18 protein-coding genes and 1 riboswitch are annotated in these 16310 nt (G+C 60.9%); of the genes, 10 read left to right on the forward strand and 8 right to left on the reverse strand.

Features of this window, described 5'->3' with window-relative positions; all coding sequences use genetic code 11:
• Window positions 1-13: 13 nt before the first annotated feature.
• Window positions 14-406: a DUF4430 domain-containing protein gene (locus tag A7X65_RS03460; protein ID WP_145666596.1), complete on the reverse strand. Its 393-nt coding sequence runs from the start codon at window positions 404-406 to the stop codon at window positions 14-16.
• A gap of 324 nt (window positions 407-730) precedes the next feature.
• A riboswitch (cobalamin riboswitch) is annotated at window positions 731-930 on the forward strand.
• A gap of 250 nt (window positions 931-1180) precedes the next feature.
• Here A7X65_RS03460 and A7X65_RS03465 point away from each other — a divergent pair.
• From A7X65_RS03465 to A7X65_RS43790, 5 genes are all read left to right on the forward strand, one after another.
• Window positions 1181-2530: a TonB-dependent siderophore receptor gene (locus A7X65_RS03465; RefSeq protein ID WP_145666593.1), complete on the forward strand. Its 1350-nt coding sequence runs from the start codon at window positions 1181-1183 to the stop codon at window positions 2528-2530.
• 91 nt (window positions 2531-2621) lie between these two features.
• Window positions 2622-3473: a TonB-dependent siderophore receptor gene (locus tag A7X65_RS03470; RefSeq protein WP_082884814.1), complete on the forward strand. Its 852-nt coding sequence runs from the start codon at window positions 2622-2624 to the stop codon at window positions 3471-3473.
• 21 nt (window positions 3474-3494) lie between these two features.
• Window positions 3495-4253: a siderophore-iron reductase FhuF gene (gene fhuF / locus A7X65_RS03475; RefSeq protein ID WP_145666589.1), complete on the forward strand. Its 759-nt coding sequence runs from the start codon at window positions 3495-3497 to the stop codon at window positions 4251-4253.
• Window positions 4250-5692, forward strand: a complete 1443-nt coding sequence (locus tag A7X65_RS03480; RefSeq protein ID WP_063682932.1) for an ABC transporter ATP-binding protein/permease — start codon at window positions 4250-4252, stop codon at window positions 5690-5692. Before fhuF ends, A7X65_RS03480 begins: the two co-directional genes overlap by 4 nt.
• The gene (locus A7X65_RS43790) at window positions 5644-5922 is read left to right on the forward strand and encodes an ATP-binding cassette domain-containing protein (protein WP_430642914.1); all 279 of its coding nucleotides are present in this window, start codon (window positions 5644-5646) and stop codon (window positions 5920-5922) included. The genes A7X65_RS03480 and A7X65_RS43790 overlap by 49 nt, the downstream gene beginning before the upstream one ends.
• 166 nt (window positions 5923-6088) lie before the next feature.
• On the opposite strand, the gene zigA is transcribed toward A7X65_RS43790, so the two are convergent.
• From zigA to A7X65_RS03505, 5 genes are all read right to left on the reverse strand, one after another.
• Window positions 6089-7294, reverse strand: coding sequence for a zinc metallochaperone GTPase ZigA (zigA, locus tag A7X65_RS03490; RefSeq protein ID WP_063682934.1), 1206 nt, complete (start codon window positions 7292-7294; stop codon window positions 6089-6091).
• 703 nt (window positions 7295-7997) lie between these two features.
• A complete protein-coding gene (locus A7X65_RS03495) occupies window positions 7998-8180 on the reverse strand; it encodes a hypothetical protein (protein ID WP_063682935.1) in 183 nt (60 codons plus the stop codon).
• A gap of 76 nt (window positions 8181-8256) precedes the next feature.
• Window positions 8257-8409 (reverse strand): hypothetical protein, encoded by a 153-nt coding sequence (locus A7X65_RS41455; RefSeq protein ID WP_156527619.1) that lies wholly within the window; start codon window positions 8407-8409, stop codon window positions 8257-8259.
• A gap of 412 nt (window positions 8410-8821) precedes the next feature.
• Window positions 8822-9640, reverse strand: a complete 819-nt coding sequence (locus A7X65_RS03500) for a nucleoside phosphorylase (RefSeq protein ID WP_063682936.1) — start codon at window positions 9638-9640, stop codon at window positions 8822-8824.
• 22 nt (window positions 9641-9662) lie between these two features.
• Window positions 9663-10331, reverse strand: coding sequence for an ArsR/SmtB family transcription factor (locus tag A7X65_RS03505; RefSeq protein WP_063682937.1), 669 nt, complete (start codon window positions 10329-10331; stop codon window positions 9663-9665).
• A gap of 74 nt (window positions 10332-10405) precedes the next feature.
• On the opposite strand from A7X65_RS03505, the gene A7X65_RS03510 reads away from it, so the two are divergent.
• The 5 genes from A7X65_RS03510 to A7X65_RS03530 are packed head-to-tail and all read left to right on the forward strand — an operon-like array spanning window position 10406 to window position 14366.
• Complete coding sequence (locus A7X65_RS03510; RefSeq protein WP_063682938.1) at window positions 10406-11143, forward strand: MBL fold metallo-hydrolase; 738 nt, start codon at window positions 10406-10408, stop codon at window positions 11141-11143.
• Window positions 11144-11147: 4 nt separating this feature from the next.
• The gene (locus A7X65_RS03515) at window positions 11148-12440 is read left to right on the forward strand and encodes an MFS transporter (protein WP_063682939.1); all 1293 of its coding nucleotides are present in this window, start codon (window positions 11148-11150) and stop codon (window positions 12438-12440) included.
• Window positions 12441-12470: 30 nt separating this feature from the next.
• The gene (locus tag A7X65_RS03520) at window positions 12471-12818 is read left to right on the forward strand and encodes an SHOCT domain-containing protein (protein ID WP_063682940.1); all 348 of its coding nucleotides are present in this window, start codon (window positions 12471-12473) and stop codon (window positions 12816-12818) included.
• A gap of 53 nt (window positions 12819-12871) precedes the next feature.
• The gene (locus tag A7X65_RS03525) at window positions 12872-13225 is read left to right on the forward strand and encodes a DsrE/DsrF/TusD sulfur relay family protein (RefSeq protein ID WP_145666572.1); all 354 of its coding nucleotides are present in this window, start codon (window positions 12872-12874) and stop codon (window positions 13223-13225) included.
• 19 nt (window positions 13226-13244) lie between these two features.
• The gene (locus A7X65_RS03530; protein WP_063682942.1) at window positions 13245-14366 is read left to right on the forward strand and encodes a cysteine desulfurase family protein; all 1122 of its coding nucleotides are present in this window, start codon (window positions 13245-13247) and stop codon (window positions 14364-14366) included.
• Window positions 14367-14453: 87 nt separating this feature from the next.
• On the opposite strand, the gene A7X65_RS03535 is transcribed toward A7X65_RS03530, so the two are convergent.
• Both A7X65_RS03535 and A7X65_RS03540 read right to left on the reverse strand, forming a co-directional pair.
• On the reverse strand, window positions 14454-15275 hold the full coding sequence (locus A7X65_RS03535) for a DUF2182 domain-containing protein (protein ID WP_063682943.1): 822 nt from the start codon (window positions 15273-15275) through the stop codon (window positions 14454-14456).
• Window positions 15276-15325: 50 nt separating this feature from the next.
• Window positions 15326-15955 (reverse strand): DUF1326 domain-containing protein, encoded by a 630-nt coding sequence (locus tag A7X65_RS03540; protein WP_063682944.1) that lies wholly within the window; start codon window positions 15953-15955, stop codon window positions 15326-15328.
• Window positions 15956-16310 lie beyond the last annotated feature (355 nt).

A 16310-nucleotide genomic window follows, 5' to 3' on the forward strand; every position in this document is an offset into this window, starting at 1 on the left:
CGCAGCGTCTGAGCTAAGGCGCCGCTGTCTTCAGATTGACCGACTTGCTTTGCATCGTCGAGACATCCATGTACTTCCATTCCACGAGAGCTGTCTGGTTGTTGAGATCCTCGAACAAAATAGCCTCGCTGGCTCCAACGGACGACTCATTTCCATTGATCCAAAGCAACCAATAACAGTTCGCTGTAGCTCCGTCGGTCGTCCCGTCAATGCTATCGATCTGCGCGCCGTAGATCGAACGATACTCAACGCGAAATGTGAAGTTGCTCGGGTTCATTGCCTCACCAATGATCATCGCTTGAAGGACGGTGATTCCGGCAAACCAAGGCACGTCAGGTAGTACTTGAGTTGGATTTGGGTTGGTCGGATCTGCGTAGATTTTGATCTGAACGATATTGGCTGCCACAGCGATCCTCCATAAATTGAAAGCCAATTCTCGTGGTTGTTTTAGAGTAGTATGGCAACTCAAGGCGGTGTCCGCAAGGCTGATCGCTTTCTCCCGCTTGTTGACCTAATTGTCGACGACCGCAGACTGCAAAAAGGCACGCCGCGTGCTCCCATTCGTGACCACGTTCAAGCGGCGTCCGCCGGTGGTCGCTGCCGTCGTTCTTTGATCCCTTCTACATATGGGGATTGCAAGACATGAAACCTGCAGCGCCAAGTCGCAGGGGGCCTACGTCGGATAGCGCGCTGCGGCAGGCAACCCATGTTGACAGTGGTTTCTGGATAAACTTATGGTGACTGCGACGGTCCTCCTTCGGGAGTTTAATAGGGAATGCGGTGCGGAGTTTTGCTCCTAAGCCGCTGCTGCCCCCGCAACTGTAAGCGGCGAGCCTGCTGATCACTGGCCACTGGGTTTTCGGACCTGGGAAGGCGATCTGAAGGCGACGACCCGCGAGCCAGGAGACCTACCGTCAGTCGTGGTCACGAGCGAAACGCGTCGGACGGGGTGAGCCGAAGCGAGATCATCGAGCTGTTTGGCGGGTCACGTTGCCGTGGGGGCTCGTACGGTTTTGCCACTCAGGAAGCTGCCGTAGGTCGTTGCAGGTGTCGTGCGCGGTGATGCACGGCTCGCGCTTCTGCGCGTGCCGTGTATGGCCGATCAATCGCGCGTGAGGGGGTTGTTTTGTCCAGACTTCGTTCGAGTCTTCTTGCCCGTACAGGGCGGTCGAAAATTGAAGTGAGCGTGGCGGCTTGTGCTGTGGTGGTTTTGGCTGCCGGTGCCACCGCTAAGGCTCAGCGGGTGCCACGTGACACGGGATTGCCTCCGGTCGTGGTCCAGCCTACGGAGCCGGCAACCCGACAACCGGCGTCACAGAGCGCGAGCGGCACCAATGCGCCGCGTAGAGCAGCGCGACGATCGCGTCCAACGTCGGCGCAGGCGCCGGCATCAGCACCGGCGAAGCCCTCGGTAGACAGCGGCAATGTCAGCCAAACCCGCGATGGCGTCGACGGTTATGTCGCCCATGGGACCGAAGCCGGCAGCAAAGTTGCAACGCCGCTGCTACAATTGCCGCGGTCGGTATCCACCGTGACGCGCGAAGAAATGGCGGACCGAGACGCCCAGAGCGTGCGAGAGGCTTTGCAATACACCGCCAGTGTCGGCACTTATTATCGAGAAGGGCAGTTTACCCGAGATTACGGTTATATCCGCGGGTTTCAGGGACTGCAGTTCGTCGATGGGCTTCGGCTGAATGTCAACAACTACGGCCTGGAGCCCTATGGGTTCGAGCGCATCGATGTTTTGAAGGGACCCGCCGCGACCTTGTACGGGCAGGGTAGTCCCGGCGGCCTGTGGGATCTCACCAGCAAGCGTCCAACCGATCAAGCTTTCGGTGAGGCTCTCGTGCGTTTCGGAGTGCACAACACGGCCGAAGGTGCGTTCGATGTCGGCGGCCCGGTGACGCAGGATCATTCGCTACTCTATCGGGTTGTGGGACTCGGCCGGATCGGTGACGGCCAGATCGATTTCACCAGCAATGACCGCGCCTATATTGCGCCATCCTTCACTTGGCGGATCAATGAGGACACCACTCTCACCATTCTGGCTGCCTATCAATACGATCCTCACCTGACCGTGCTGCAGCCGCTGCCGTACGCGGGATCGGTCGTGCCGGGCCCGAACGGCCAGTTCGTCTCTCGCAACCTCTTCATGGGAGAGCCGAGCTACCATGATACATCAATCAAACAGGCGCGTATCGGCTATGAGTTCAAACACCGGTTCAACGATATTTTCTCGTTCCAGCAAAATTTCTACTATCAGAATATCGATATCAATCTGAACGAAGTGCAGGGCAACCCGACTACGCCCGTTACGACGACGATGCCGCGCATAGCTGCGCACCAGACGTTCCAGATCGACATGTACCAGATGGATAATCGGCTGAAGGCCGATTTTGCGATGGGCCCGCTATTCCATCACGTCGTGTTCGGTGGCGACTATTCTGCCACGCCCAACGTGCAGGGGACGGGTACTGGGACAGCAACCGCACTCAATTTGTATAACCCGTCTATGGACAGCCTTTCGTGAGTTCGCCCACGATTACGACGCTGCGCTATCAGGATCAGTGGCAGGCCGGGGCCTATATTCAAGACCGTGTTGAACTAGGGGGGGGCTCAACGTGTTGCTCGGCGCGCGTTACGATCAGCTCGAGCAGGATCAGAAGACACGCAGCCTCAATACTGCGACAGGTATCTTCTCTAATCCGGCTTGGACATTCGCACCGGACCATGGGTTCACCTACAATGGAGGCCTGATCTACAATTTCGCCAATGGCATCGCGCCCTACGCTAGCTACTCGCAGACATTCACACCAACTGCGGGAACAGATTTCTTTGGACGCGCTTTCGTTCCAGTGACCGGCGATCAGAAGGAGGTTGGCGTCAAATACATGCCGCCAGGCTATGATATTCTTATGTCCGCGGCCGTGTTCGACATCACGCAGTACAACGTGCTGACGCGCGACCTCGCCGCTGTACATACCGGCTTCTCGGTGCAGACTAGCTCGGTCGAGAGCCAGGGTGGCGAGCTTGAGATCAAGACCACGCATCTCTACGGATTCAATATCAGCGCCGCTTACACTTACCTGGATGCAAAAGTGATCGCGACAAACACCGCGGGCGGGCTCGGCAAGCATCCGGTCGGAATTCCCATGAATTCGGCCTCGCTGTGGACGACCTACCGGTTTGCCGGCGGCGAACTCGCAGGCCTCACGCTCGGCGGTGGCGTGCGTTGGGTCGGCGATCAACCCGTCGATGCCCTCAACACACTGCCGGTGCCTTCCTTCACGCTCTACGACCTCACCGCCCGTTACGAGCTTGGCGCGCGTTTCCCGACGCTGAAAAATTGGGATGTCGCGTTGAATGTCAAAAATCTGCTCGATACACGGTATGTCGGGTCCTGCGATGACGCCCAAGACTGTTACTATGGTCCAGGTCGCAACATTACGGGGACACTGCGTGCGCGCTGGTAGCTCATTCCGGACTCAGAGTCCGTGACGCCTGAGAAGGTTTGCGAGGCGATTGATCGATTGGCCGTCGCCGACTACGCGTCGTTCGGCGGGCGCCTTGTGACTTTGCAAGACCCGAGGCCGGGCGTGCCGTCGGATCGGCTCCTGGATGTGGCAATGCGCGAAGCGATCGAGCACCGCTTCGCGCGTCGCTTTGCGACAGAATTTGATGTCCGTTCGGTACAGTCGATCTGGATGAAGTGGTATCTGAACGCCTTCATCCCGCCCGTTCTCATGGCGGATATCCTGCTCGGTCAATCGATTTCGGTCGATCTACCCGATCTCAGCTTCATCATGGCAGATGATGGACGTGTAGCGGCGGTCAAGATCGCGAGCACACGTGACAGTACCGGAGAGGAGCCGTTTCATCGGCTCCGGCCGTTGATATTCGACCACTTCGCGCCCTTGATTGAGATGTGGTGCGACCGGACCGATGTCACTGCACGCGTGTTCTGGAGCAATGTTGGCAATACTTTCGAGGCGATGCTGCGCAGGATCGAGGCGGTTTCGGGCGCGTCGGAACGACTTTCGGAGGCGCAGCGTCTGCTCTCGGTGGTGGTCACGCCCTGGGGCGTGGCAAATCCGCTATTTGACGCTGTGTATTACGCGCTTGAAGAGGGCGCGCTGGAGCGGCGACGCCGCGTCTGCTGTCTGCAATACCTTTTGCCCGATCGACGCTTCTGCAAGGCGTGTCCGATCGAGGAGGCCCGGACCGTACATCGGCAGGAAGGGACCCGATCTTGAATCGCATCGCCTCCTTGGGAACCTCGCTACGCGAGGTCGCTCGCATCGCTGCGCCTTACTTCCGGTCCGAGGAGCGCTGGAGCGCGGCGCTGTTGTTCATCTCGATCATCTTGGCACAGCTCGCTTTGGTCGGCGCTGCTGTTGCAGAGAACTACTGGCGTAATGGATTCTTCCAGACCCTTCAGGATAGGGATTGGGACGGGTTTTTAGTCCAGTCCGGGCTCTTCAGCACCATCGGCGTCGTCTTCGTCCTTGCGACGGTTTATCAGCGGTATCTCACTCAGTGGTTGGCGATCCGTTGGCGTCGGTGGCTCACCACACAATATCTCGGCAAGTGGCTTGACGGTTCAGTTCACTATCGGGCGGCACTCGCTGGTGGGCCAATTGACAATCCTGACCAGCGCATTGCTGATGACATCAGGCAGTTTATCGACGGCGTAATCTCGCTCATCGTGGGCCTGCTCAACGCGATCGCGCGCGTTGTGTCATTTGTCGCTGTGCTGTGGACGCTGTCGAACCTGATGCCGCTGCAGATTTTTGGCGAATCCTACGTGATTCCCGGCTATTTGGTGTGGGCGGCGCTAATCTACGCGGCTCTCGGCAGTGTAGTCACCCATCTGATTGGGCGTCACCTCATCGGCATCGAGTTCGAGCGCGAGCGGCGCGAAGCGAACTTTCGTTTCGCACTCGTGCGCGTGCGGGAGAACGGCGAAGCCATCGCCATGATGCGAGGCGAGGCATCCGAACGAGAGGATTTGCTTGGCCGCTTTGCGGAGATTGCGCGGAATTGGTACCGATTGATGCGTTGGGAGCAGTTTGTATCGCTCTTCGCCGAGAGCTACAAATATTACTCTAGGTATTTTCCCTATTTCGCCCTTGCGCCGCTTTTCTTTGGCGGGCCTATGCAATTGGGGGCGTTCATGCAGGCGGGATCCGCCTTCAACTCGGTGCATCAGGCATTCTCGTATTTCATCAGTTCATATGTCCGGATTGCTGAGCTTGCCGCAACCGTTCAGCGTCTGTCTCAGTTTGAGCTAGCAATGCAAGAGTCCGCATTCGGCAGCGAGGCGATTTCGTCCGCCACGGACCTTGTGGTCGATGCCGAGAACCTCGTGGTGAGCGATGCGGCTGGCCGCGAACTCGCCTTGCTCAGGCGTCTTGCGCTAGCTCCAGGCGAGACAGCGTTGTTGATCGGGCGATCCGGTGCCGGCAAGACCAGTCTACTGCGGGCCATCGTGGGGATCTGGCCGCATGTAAAGGGAAGAGCGGGTCGTCACGCCGAGCCGATCATGGCGCTACCTCAGCGTCCTACATTCCGCTTGGAACGCTTCGACGCGCGCTCAGCTATCCGGCATCGGCAGGAGCGTACGGCGACGAACGCTTGCGTGAGGTGTTGGCCGCAGTCGGCCTCGGTTATCTGGATCAGTCGCTCGACGTGATGGAGGCCTGGGACAGGCGGCTGTCCGAAGGCGAGAAACAACGTCTGTCGCCTGCGCGCGTCCTTCTTGCCGAACCAGATTTGGTTTTGCTGGATGAGGCGACGTCTGCCTTGGAACGGCCTGCAGAACTTGCCCTGCACAGCCTGCTTCGCGAAAGATTGCCGCGCACGGTCATCGTTGCAGCGGCGCACGACGACCGTTTGCAGGATCGAAGCGTCGTGATGACTTGATGTGTTGACGTCTTGGGCTCGGGGCTGCCATCGGTGTGGCCGTCAGCCATGGTAGTCTGCGGGAATATGCTGTCGTAGATCGCGCGTGCCTCGCGGATGAGGCGCTCGCGCTCGAGCTCTGATTTCGAAACGAAGCCGACGACGTTGTTCATGGATGCGCTCCGGTCTAGGCGGCTTCGTCCGCGCGTCGCCAGACCGGGAAGGGGTCCGCAAGCGTCGCCCATTCCGCGAGGTTCATCGCAGGCTTTCCTGGAACGAGGCAGGCATCTAGCCGGGCGCGCAGTGCGGTTTCGTCCATGCCGCTGCCGATGAACACGATTTCCTGGCGGCGATCCCCGTAGATTTCGTTCCAGTTCGCTCGCAGCTGTTTGCGCCAGAACGGATCGTCCGGCCAGCGTTCCGCTGGCACGTTGGCCCACCAGAAACCAAGCGCCTGGGTGCGTGTGATCGAGCCGGCCTGGCTGAGTTCGCCAAGCCATTGCGGGCGCGTCGCGAGCCAGAAATGTCCCTTGGCGCGGATGACGCCGGGCCAAGATTCCTTGATGAACTTGTCGAACTTGGCGGGATCGAACGGGCGGCGCGCGCGATAGACAAAGTTTGTCACGCCATATTCTTCGGTTTCCGGCACGTGATTCTCGAAGCCGTAGAGTTCCTTAAACCACAAGGGATTCTGCTGCGCCTTCTCGAAGTCGAACCTGCCGGTGTCAAGAATGCGGTCGAAGGCAACCCGGCTGTGGTTGGCTTCGATGAGATCCGCCTTCGGATTGAGTGCGCGGATGATCTTTCGGGCCGCCTCACGCTGCTCGGGCGCGGCATCATCGACCTTGTTGAGGACGATCACATCGGCGAACTCGATCTGCTCGACGAGCAGGTCCACCAGCGTCCGCCGGTCGTTCTCCAGCGCCTCGCCGCGCTGTTCCAGAAATTCGGTGGAAGAATAGTCCTTCAGCAGATTCACGGCATCCACGACGGTGACCATGGTGTCGAGGCGCGCCACGTCGGAAAGGCTCTCGCCGTCTTCGGTACGGAAATCGAAGGTCGCGGCGACTGGAAGCGGCTCCGCGATGCCCGTGGATTCGATCAGCAGATAATCGAAGCGGCCGCTCTCTGCGAGACCGCGCACCTCCTTCAGAAGATCGTCGCGTAGCGTGCAGCAGATGCAGCCGTTGGTCATCTCGACGAGCTTCTCGTCAGTCCGAGAAAGATTCGCACCACCATTGCGAACTAGGTCCGCATCGATGTTCACCTCGCTCATGTCGTTGACGATCACCGCCACCTTTAGGCCGTGCCGGTTGTTCAGGACGTGGTTCAGCAAAGTTGTCTTTCCAGCCCCGAGGAATCCGGACAAGACGGTGACGGGGAGTTTGTGCATCGAGATCGAACAGCCTTTTCAAGGAGATACGGCGACGGCGTTTGGGAGGGGGCATGCGGACCAAATATGTAATGTTATAACATTACATTCAATCTGCGCCCGCCTGTCAAGGCGCGTTTCCGAGGCGAGCCGGTTTGAATATGGAAATCGGCGACGATTGCTGGCGTGCCTACCGGAGGGTAAGTCCGCGATGCGGTCCAGGCTCTACGCGCTACGCTTACCGAACCAATACGTCTCGGCCCTTCGGGTTAGGATCCATCTCGCAAAACATATTGAGCTCCTCGCCGGGGGCACTCGGGAAAGGGGCTCGCCCTCGGCGATCGCTATCACTGCCCCTGTCCCGGGTGCCGCTGTTGACCGGTCTCGTCGCTGCACTCGGTCCCGCGTGCCGCCCTCGCTGTTGCGAGGACGTCGCTATGCTCACGCTCTTGCGGGTGCCATCTCACTTGTCGCGATGCGCCTGCGGCGCACGCTGCTGGGGTCTGCGACCCCGCGGCGGTCAAGGGCCTTGCGAGCGCCGCAAGCGGCGCCCTTGACCGCCTTCCCCCGCTCATTGGCGCGGGCCTAGTCCGGTTGCATGCGCAACCGTCCCACAAGATTAGGAAATCCGATCTCAATTGAGACGGCTCGTCGTGGGCGTTAGGCTCGCCCGGTGATCAGCTAACGAGCTGCGGTCTCAGACTGGAACGTCATCAGGGTTTGATCAGGTAAATTCGGTCTGCCTTGCGGCCGCGTCGTAGACCTTGATTTGGATGGCCGGAAACCGGCCCTTAAGCTCGATGGCCGCCCTGTGTGCGCCTTCTCTGGTAGAGAAGGTCGCTTTAGAGTGGCCATCGACAATGATCGCGAACTCTTCGAGCGGAAGGTCTTCCAGGCGCTGGTGCATGATTGTTCGATATCCCCGTGCAGCGGATTTGGCGCGAGTCCATCGGACTGTTGGTTCCGACCGCGACCCGCCGGCCTCAGTCGGACAAACGTCGGATCGCGACGATGCGCCAACGAGCGCCGTCGAACCATTTCTCCGCGGCGCTGCGAGCTGAGTCCTCGTTCAAAGCTTTGAGGTCGGTCTTCAAGTTCCGCTCGCCGTCGGCGAGCTGAATTCGAAACATCGCCATTTGCGACTCCCTTTGTTTGGAGGGGAGGTTGGCGCTGTGTGGTTAATGAAAGGTTAACGGTCGCCGCCTCGGGCTCCCTACGACCGACCTTCGATCGGATGGCTTCGCACCGCAAGCTGAAAGGGACCCGTTGGGGTCGAAATGAACCTTTCGATCCAAGTTGCTGGAATAAGCCATTGAATTCGCAAGAAATGCGAACGCCCTCCGAGCGCACCAATGGTGATAACCCATTGACGCGAAAACATTTTCGCGATTTCTCTCCCCTCGCATTATGATCGCGGCGGATGTTGCCGATTTCGTGGGGCTCCGTGCTCGAAATTTTGCGTCTGGGTCCAGCGTTGCGCTCTGTTGGTCGTGTCCATTTGAACCAACGGCATGCGATGCAAATCCCTATTTGCTCGCGCGATCGCCGCTAACTGCGCCAGACACGAGCGGTGGTGGCGATGACAGCCAGCGTCGCCTTTGCGCCATCTGCCTCGCCCTTCTCGAAATCCCCCTCCGTCTGGGCCATGGAGTTGGTCACATGCGCGAAGCACACGATGGAACGTCCGCTAGTTGCGCTGAACGCATAGAGGGCCGCAGCTTCCATCTCAACGGCCAGCAGGCCGAGCTGGCGCGCCCGCGCGATCGCCGACTCGGTTTCGCGATAGGGCGCATCTGTCGTCCACGTTGCACCCCGATGCAACGCGATGCCAGGGAGGGCGAGCCCCGTCTGCTCGACGCGAGCGAGGAGCTTCGCGTCAGGTGCCTCGGCGAACGTGGAGCCCGGCAGATAGTGATAGCTCGTTCCCTCATCGCGTAGCGCGCGGTCGATCAGAACAAAGTAGGGCGTCGGTCCGATCGGGGTGATCTGGCCGGCGGACGTGACGCTGACGAGCAGCCGGCATCCGGATGCGAAAAGCTGCTCGGCGACCAGCACGGCAAAGGGAGCGCCGACCGCACAGCCCACGATCCCGACCTCGCCGATGCCCTCGAGATCGAAAGCGAGAAGCTCGGTGTGGTAGCAGGCCCATCCTTCATGAATGCGTCCCGCGCCGGTCCGCTTGAGATAGCGCACGACATCGCCATCCGGGTCCAGCACGCAGACCTCGGGTACCGCGACAAGCGGCAACTCCCTCTGCCTGCGTGCTTCCCTCAACAGGGCTTCGGGTCGGAACACCGAAGGGGCAGAGTGATTCTTCTCGCCGGCAATCGGCCATGCGCCATCCGCGCGATCGATTTTCTTGTCCATGATGCAACAGGATCCAGTTGGCTTAGGCGAGGGATTCGATGGGTAGACCGGCGGCCTTCCACTCGGGGTAGCCATCCTCAAGCCGGCGGATGCGATAACCGCGGGCTCTGAGCGCTGCCACGGCTTCGAACGAAAGGACGCAATAGGGACCACGACAATAGGCGATCACTTCGCGGCCTTTCGGAAGTTCGCCGAGACGTCGTTCCAGTTCGGCGAGCGGAATGTTGAGAGCGCCGGGAAGATGGCCGAGCGCGAACTCGTCTACCGGTCTCACATCGAGCACCGTGACCAGATCGTCCCGCAACCTTGCGATCAGGTCGTCACGGGAGACCGGCTCGAGCGAGTCGCGCGCCTGAAAGTAGTCAGTCACGACACGGCCGATCTCGGCGACATTTCGTTCGCCGACGCGACCCAGCGCCTTAAGCAGGGCGACCACTTCGGATTCGCCCGCCAGGCGATAGAGAACGTTCTTGCCGCGGCGCTCCGTCTCGACGAGGCGGGCCCGCCTCAGGATCTGCAGGTGGCGTGAGGTGTTGGCAAACGTCAGATGCGCCCGGACGGATAGTTCTTCGACGGTCCGCACGCCTTGGGCGAGATGCTCCAGAAGCTCAAGCCGATGCGAGTGCCCGAGCGCCTGTGCCACTTCGGCGAGGTTCTCGTAGATCGCCTGTTTCGGTCCGGTGCTTGACACGGTTGCTCCTGGATATATCATTCAGCAGATCGATTGAATATGATTTACCTGCTCTCGTGGAGGAGTGCAAGCCCATGATCCTGCGTCAGTTCTTGCATCACGATCCGGTCGGCATCTCCTACCTCTTCGGCTGCGGCGGCAAGGCGACGGGAGCGGTGGTCGATCCCGTTGGCGATATCCGACCCTACCTTCAAGCCGCAGAAAATGCCGGCATGAAGATCAACTACGTGATCGACACTCACGTCCACGCCGACCACATCTCCACCGGGCGGGCGCTCGCTGAGGCGACCGGTGCGCCCTATGTGCTCTCGGCCGAGGCGGGCGTCGGGTTTCCGTTCAAGGGCGTGCGGGACGGGGACGTCCTTCCGCTCGGCAACGTCACGGCCAAGGTGATGCACACGCCTGGCCACACGCCCGAGCACATCTGCATCCTCGTGACCGATCACACCCGCGGCGAGGAGCCCTGGTTCGTTCTCAGCGGCCACACGCTGATGGTCGGCGATCTCGGGCGTACCGAGCTGGCCACGAGCGCCGAAGAAGGCGCGAAGCAATTGTTTCACAGCGCACGTCGCTTGAAGGAGCTTCCAGACGACGTCGAGGTGCTGGCCGGCGCCTATGCCGGTTCAGTCTGCGGCCGGCGGCTCAGTGGCAAGCCTTGGTCGACCATCGGCTTCGAGAAGCGGCATAACCAGGCGTTCATGATCGCGGATGAAGCCGAGTTCATTCGCTTCATGGTGTCGGAGATTCCGCCGGCGCCGCCGGAGGCCGCGAAGATCAGGGCGGCCAATTCGGGCGTCGCGGCTGCCGCGTGATCCGATGAGCGAAGCGGTATCCAGTCCACAAGCTGCCCCATCAGTCAGGCTCGGCCTGAAGGAGAACTGGCCGCAATTCGCCTTGCTTGTCCTGATCAATGCCTTCGTCGGTGGCATGGTTGGGATCGAGCGCACCGTTGTGCCGCTGATCGGCGCCGAGGAGTTTCGGATCAGTTCGACCACTCTGGTCGTCTCCTTCATCGTCAGCTTCGGCGTGGTGAAGGCCTGCGCCAACCTGGTTTCCGGTCAGCTCGCCGACGCCTGGGGACGCAAGCGGGTTCTCATTCTCGGCTGGCTCGTTGGCCTGCCAGTGCCGTTCATGATCATCGCCGCGCCAAGCTGGAAGTGGGTCATCGCGGCCAACGCGCTGCTCGGCATCAACCAGGGCTTTGCATGGTCGATGACGGTCATCATGAAGATCGATCTGGTTGGCCCGAAATCGCGTGGCCTTGCCGTTGGCCTGAACGAATTCGCGGGCTATCTCGCGGTGGGCGTGACAGCCTTTCTCACCGGATACATTGCATCGGAATACGGGCTGAGGCCGGCGCCGATCTATCTCGGCGTTGCCTATGCGATCCTGGGCTTCGCACTTTCGATCCTTTTGGTGCGCGACACCCGCGATCATGTGCGGCTCGAGACGGCGGGCCATGCGCGGCAGGCGGCGCCGATCAGTTTTCGAGAGATCTTCCTCCTGACGTCTTTCAGAGATCGCAACCTGTTCGCCGCTTCCCAGGCCGGACTCGTCAATAACCTCAATGACGGCATGAGCTGGGGCATCTTCCCGCTGTTCTTCGTGTCGTTTGGCCTGTCGGTCGAGCGCATCGGCATCCTGAAGGCGGTCTACCCGGCAGTCTGGGGTATCCTGCAGATCGCGACCGGTCCGCTGTCGGACCGCTGGGGCCGCAAGGGCCTGATCGCCGCCGGCATGTGGGTGCAGGCCGCGGGCCTGTTCCTGACTGCGGCGACCAGTCACTTCGAATGGTGGCTCGTCGCGAGCGTCCTGCTCGGTGTCGGCACGGCGATGGTTTACCCAAGCCTGATCGCGGCGGTCTCTGATGCGTCGCATCCGAGCTGGCGCGCCCGTTCGCTCAGTGTCTATCGCTTCTGGCGCGATCTCGGCTACGCGATAGGCGCGCTATCGGCTGGCGTGATCGCGGACAGCTTCGGACTTTCAGCCGCCATTGGTTCGATCGCCGCCCTCACGTTCATTTCCGGCGGCGTCGTTGCGTTGATTATGCGCGAAGGCGAGGCGACTTCCGTTGATCTTGCGCAAAAGGCGAACCCGCCGGCGGAGTAGAGTTCGTTTCGTTTATGATGGAGCAAGCCAATGCGAAAAGTCTTGGTCCAGATGATCGGCGCTTTCTGCCTGTTACCCGGTCTAGCATGGGCGCAGGCATCGCCAGACACTGAACGCTACTACGGTTGGGGTCCGCATATGATGGGCTGGGGCGGAGGATGGTCCGGCATGATCTTCGGTCCGTTGTTCATGATCTTGTCTCTCGCGGCCCTGATTGTCCTCGTTGTTATCTCGGTTCGCTGGCTAAGCGGGTCAGCACGGGACAATACAGCCGCACCAATTACGCGCACACCGCTCGATATTCTCAAGGAGCGCTTTGCGCGCGGTGAGATCGACAAGGCGGAGTTCGAGGACGGCCGACGTGTTCTAAGCGAATAGACCGGGACGCCGACTCAAAAAGCTCGCCTGGCTGGATGAGGGGAAACGCGCCCGTGCAAGTTCTGCTGATACTGAACGACCCGCCCTATGGCAGCGAGCGGTGCTACAACGGCCTGCGACTCGCCCTCGCTCTCGCCAAGGCCGATCCTGCGATCGCCGTGACGGTGTTCTTGATGGCAGATGCGGTCACCTGCGCGAAGTCGGGCCAGAAGACGCCGGACGGCTATTACAACGTGGAGCGCATGCTGAAGGGCGTTCTCGCGGGTAAAGGACAGGTCCTGCTTTGCGGCACCTGCATGGATGCCCGCGGCCTCGCTGATGCCGAGATGTTGAGTGGCGTGAGACGCAGCACCATGGCTGAACTCGCGACGATCACCGTTTCCGCCGAGAAGGTGTTGGTGTTTTGAACCGCCCCGAGGAGTTGGCATGCGACCGATCTATCTCGACTACAACGCGAGCACGCCCATCGATCCGGCGGTGGCGGCAGCGATGCGGCCGTTCCTGGACGAGGCGTTCGGCAATCCGTCCAGCGGCCATTGGGCCAGCATCCCGGCGAAAGCCGCCCTGGAGCAGGCCCGCGGCCAGGTCGCCGCGCTGCTCGGCGCCGCACCAGACGAGATCATTTTCACCAGCGGCGGCAGCGAAGCAAACAACCTGGCCATCAAGGGCACGTTCTTCGCGCTGAACCGCAAAGGGGCGCACATCATAACATCGGCGGTCGAGCATCCCGCCGTTCTTGCTCCCTGCCGGTTTCTCGAACGGCTCGGCACTGTGGTCACGTATCTTCCGGTTGATCGCACCGGCCGCGTCGATCCCGAGGACGTGCGCCGCGCCATTACCCCGCAGACAGTCCTGATCAGCATCATGCACGCCAACAACGAAGTCGGCACAATCCAGCCGATCGAGGAAATAAGCGCGCTCGCACGGGAGCACGGGATTCGCCTTCACACGGACGCGGCGCAATCGGTCGGAAAGATATCGACCAAGGTCGACGCGCTCGGCGTCGATCTGCTGTCGATCGCCGGTCACAAGCTCTATGCCCCCAAAGGCGTCGGCGCGCTCTATGTACGCGGCGGGGTCGAACTGGATCCCCTCATTCACGGCGCCGGCCACGAGTCGGGCCGACGCGCCGGAACCGAGAGCGCACTGCTCGCGGTTGGGCTCGGGACGGCCTGCGCGACAGTCGCAGACCTTGCACCGATGGAACGTGTTCGGGCTCTACGCGATCGCTTCTGGCAGGCGCTGCAAAATCGATTCGGCGATAGTGTCGCCCTCAATGGCCATGCGACACATCGTTTGCCCAATACCCTCAACGTGTCGTTCGTCGGCAAGATCGGCGGGGACATACTGGGAGAGCTGAGCGGTGTCGCAGCATCGACGGGTTCGGCGTGCCATGCGGGGCGGATCGAGCTCTCACCCGTTCTCGCCGCGATGGGCGTGCCCGAGAGAATCGGAATGGGGGCGATCCGCTTCAGCCTGGGAAGGGCCACCACGTCTGACGAGATCGATGAAGTGGCCGCTCGTCTGGCCGCGATCGCATCGGCCTGATCTTTCGGCATTCCGCCCGTAAGGAAAGTCGCTCCGTGGGACTCATGCGAGTTGCGGCTTCCTCGTCGGAGATCAGCGTCCGCCAAATCACCGCGGCAAGGACAACAGCAGCCAAACGCCCGCGGCCACACTTGCAACGCCGGCGGCGCGCGCGATCCAGCGTCCGATCGGCGTGAGCTTCTCCAGAAGGACAAGCAGCGCCAAAAGCGCAATCCAGAGTACGTTCATCGCACCGCCGACGAACAACAGCGCCATCAAAACCCAGCAGCAGCCGACACAATAGCCTCCGTGTCGAAAGCCAAGCAGCAGGCAGCCTCGCAGGTCGCCGCGAAAGCCGCCGTGGCGCATCAGGAACAGAAATGGCGACTGGCATTGGGCTAGGCAGACGTCTTTGAGCGGTGTCCACTGATAGACACCCGCCGCGATCAGCACGATGGCGCCGAGCAGGTCGCTCGCGATCGCCATCCGGGAATCCAGCAGGGCTGCCCGCTCGATCGCCCATTGGACAAAAGTGGCCGCCAGCGAAAAGCCGCACCAGGCGAGGAGATAACCGGCGGCAAACCAGCCGGTCGCGGCGAACGGCTTGCCTTGCGCTTTGCCCTGTCGGCCGACGCGGGCGTACATCAGGATCATGGGCGCGGCCGAGGGTGCCATCATTCCGACCATCATCACCGCCCACATCAGGAACACATAGGCGAACTCGATCGTTCGCCAGGGCTCATTGGCCGGCAGCATGATTCCGATCCCGGCCGGGATCATGCGGAAGTCGGTCATGTCCATGCCGCCCATGTCCATGTCGTTGGCGAGCCAGAGCACATAGCTCCATGCCAGCGCGACAAGGAGGCCGATCGCGCCGCCGACGATCCAGCGATCGCGTCTCAGCACGGTTTCCAGGGGGCTGTCCGTCATTTGCGAGCGACGTTGGCGGCCCTGATGCAGGCCGGTATCGGGAGTTTACATCACGCCTGGTTCGACCAGCGGATCGGCGCATAGAGGCCGTTCCTGCCGGAATTATCCCAGCGCATCCCATGATCGCTGAAGGTATTGCCAGCGGCGCCGACGGCCATCACCATCGCGTCGGGGCTGACGGGATGACCGATGTTCACCCACATTTCCCCGCTCGGATGCATGGTCGGCAAGGGATCGACGGACATGTGCAGGATGCCGGGGATCTCCGCCGACCGCGTCTTGCCGTCGGTCCGGAACGTGATCGGCACCTTGCGCACCCCCAGGTTCTTGCTGATCAGCGGCGTGAACGCGGCCATCGGACCGCCGGCACCGCCGGTGAAGATTGCAGCCAGGGCCTCGGTCTGCTCATCATTGGCGCGCTGATCGATATAGGCGGCCACCGACCAATCTCCGTCCGCCATGACTCCAGGCGCGTGGAGGACGACGAGCACATTCATCCCATCGAGCGCGACATCGCCATACCGGCCACTCTCGATGTGGAAGATCAGCGGTACGTTGCAGAAGCCCTCGGTCGGCCGCGCGGTCAATGGAGGGGCCGCCGACACCAGGCAGGGACACACGATGCTGCAACTGCAATTCTCGAAATAGTCACCGGAAAGGTGCCATGGGACATCTGCCATTGCTCTCTCCCGCCTGGCCGAACCCGATAGATGCTTTCGAATGAGCTACGTAGGGTTGAAAGCTACGCCCCGTGGGGAAGCGCCGCAAGCCGATTTCACCGGCAGATGCCTGGTGTCGTTTCTCGCAAAGTCCAACCGGATCGAGATCGTCGATCGCCACGCTCGACGTGCCGCCGAATCCCGAACGATGGACGTGCCGCGGTTTCGGCCTGCGGATTCTCCCTGCTCACGCAATTGTTCCCCGGAATAGGCTGTCAGGGACGTGGGTCGATCGACATCTTATTATTGCAATATAGTGCTATTACACCCTATAATTGATCAACTCCAAGAAATGCCAAATATCGGTTGCTGGCTT

It is taken from the genome of Bradyrhizobium stylosanthis (genome assembly GCF_001641335.1).
In the GTDB taxonomy this organism is placed as follows: domain Bacteria; phylum Pseudomonadota; class Alphaproteobacteria; order Rhizobiales; family Xanthobacteraceae; genus Bradyrhizobium; species Bradyrhizobium stylosanthis.

Bases quoted from the DNA above. Each gene is read 5' to 3' on its own strand.
- A7X65_RS03520 (WP_063682940.1), top strand. From the start codon at position 12,471: ATGCGAAAAGTCTTGGTCCAGATGATCGGCGCTTTCTGCCTGTTACCC.
- A7X65_RS03510 (WP_063682938.1), top strand. From the start codon at position 10,406: ATGATCCTGCGTCAGTTCTTGCATCACGATCCGGTCGGCATCTCCTAC.
- A7X65_RS41455 (WP_156527619.1), bottom strand. From the start codon at position 8,409: ATGGCGATGTTTCGAATTCAGCTCGCCGACGGCGAGCGGAACTTGAAG.
- A7X65_RS03535 (WP_063682943.1), bottom strand. From the start codon at position 15,275: ATGACGGACAGCCCCCTGGAAACCGTGCTGAGACGCGATCGCTGGATC.
- A7X65_RS03515 (WP_063682939.1), top strand. From the start codon at position 11,148: ATGAGCGAAGCGGTATCCAGTCCACAAGCTGCCCCATCAGTCAGGCTC.
- A7X65_RS03540 (WP_063682944.1), bottom strand. From the start codon at position 15,955: ATGGCAGATGTCCCATGGCACCTTTCCGGTGACTATTTCGAGAATTGC.
- A7X65_RS03500 (WP_063682936.1), bottom strand. From the start codon at position 9,640: ATGGACAAGAAAATCGATCGCGCGGATGGCGCATGGCCGATTGCCGGC.
- A7X65_RS03495 (WP_063682935.1), bottom strand. From the start codon at position 8,180: ATGCACCAGCGCCTGGAAGACCTTCCGCTCGAAGAGTTCGCGATCATT.
- zigA (WP_063682934.1), bottom strand. From the start codon at position 7,294: ATGCACAAACTCCCCGTCACCGTCTTGTCCGGATTCCTCGGGGCTGGA.
- A7X65_RS03530 (WP_063682942.1), top strand. From the start codon at position 13,245: ATGCGACCGATCTATCTCGACTACAACGCGAGCACGCCCATCGATCCG.